The organism is Acinetobacter sp. 228, from assembly GCF_048147885.1.
On record NZ_JAYWYV010000200.1, the window covers coordinates 1 to 1,550 of the forward strand.

General features: G+C 39.1%; 1 pseudogene. It reads right to left on the reverse strand.

Features of this window, described 5'->3' with window-relative positions:
- Window positions 1-29: 29 nt before the first annotated feature.
- Window positions 30-1,550, reverse strand: a pseudogene (locus tag VXQ92_RS17340) (chromosome segregation protein SMC); the annotation flags it as partial.

Genomic DNA, 1,550 nt, shown 5'->3' on the forward strand with positions numbered 1-1,550 from the left:
CGATGCCAATAATCGTATTGATTTCCATTCTATGACTCCGAAACTAACCCGTATTCTTTTGCCTGTTCTAAATTGACAGTGACTAATTTTGATGTACCCGGTTCAGGCATGGTTACACCCAACAAGTCAGTTGCCATGGTCATCGCCAGCTTATTATGTGTAATGTAAATGAATTGTACATGTTCAGAAAGCTCTTTTACCAAATTACAATATCTCTGTACATTCGCATCGTCGAGTGGAGCGTCCACTTCATCGAGTACACAAAACGGTGCCGGATTTAACCTGAAAATAGCAAATACTAATGCTAACGCTGTTAACGCTTTTTCTCCACCGGAAAGTAATGCTAGAGAACTGTTTTTCTTACCCGGTGGTCTCGCCATGAGCTTAACCCCAGATTGCCAATCATCCTCAAGACTTAAACTGGCTTCACCACCATTAAAAACTTTTGGAAATAGATTTTGTAACTCTTGATTAATCTGATCAAAAGTCGACATAAACAACTTACGGGTTTCTTGGTCAATGCTCTTCATCGCATCTTTTAACTGAGTTACCGTATTTTCCAAGTCTTGAATCTGGTGGCTCAACTCATCAAAACGCTGAGAAACTTCTTCAAACTCTTGTGAAGCAGCTAAGTTAACTGCACCGATTTTTTCAAACTGTTTCTGTACTTTTTCTAGTTTTTGCTGGTGTTCAGTTAAATCTTTTTTCAAGCCCGTTTGAAGCTCGGCATTTAACTCTTTGAGCTGTTCTTGATAGTGCTCACGGTCCGACTTGGCGGCTTGCCATGCTAAACGTTTGGCTTCAAGCTGCTCTCTAAGCTTTTCATCTTGCTGTTGGTATTGATGGCGTTGATCTGTAAGCGTTTGTTGCTTCTCTTGGACACTATTAAGCTCAATCTGCCATTCATTCCATGTCTTTTGCAGCTTTTCGGTTTGAGCAAATTGTTGTTGAAACTCTGACTCAAGGTTTGGCAACTCTAACTGAATAGGGTCAACAAACTTTTTCGCCTGTTCCATTTGCGCTGTAATTTGTTGATATTGGCTCTGCAAGAACGAAATATCTTTTTCAAGCAGCTCAATTTGTTGAGTTGTCTGCGTACTATTACGTCGTAAAATCTCACGTTCTTGTTGTTGCTGTTGTAAGACTTGTTGCTGTTCCTCAAGCTGCTCTGTTAATTCTTCTACCTGAAATTGCAAAGTTTTATAGTCAGGTAAAATAGTTTCGAGCTTCATTGCCAATGCATGCAAATCAATTTCAAGATCATCTTTTTGCATCGCATCTTCTTCAAGCTGCGTATCTAACTGAGCGAGTTGATCTTTCAATTGCTGTTTTTGTAATAAAAATGCTTGTGCTGCGGTTTGTTGCTTGGCAATTTGTACATCAAGCTGTTGCAAGTCTTTTTGTTTTTGTTTAATGACTTGTTGTTTTTGCTGTAGGTCAACTTGTAACTGTCCTAGCTCATCTTTTTGCTGAACTATAATTTGATCTAATGCTTGTAATTCTGGTTGCTGCTTTTGAAGAACTTGTTCAATTTCGTCTAGACGAATACG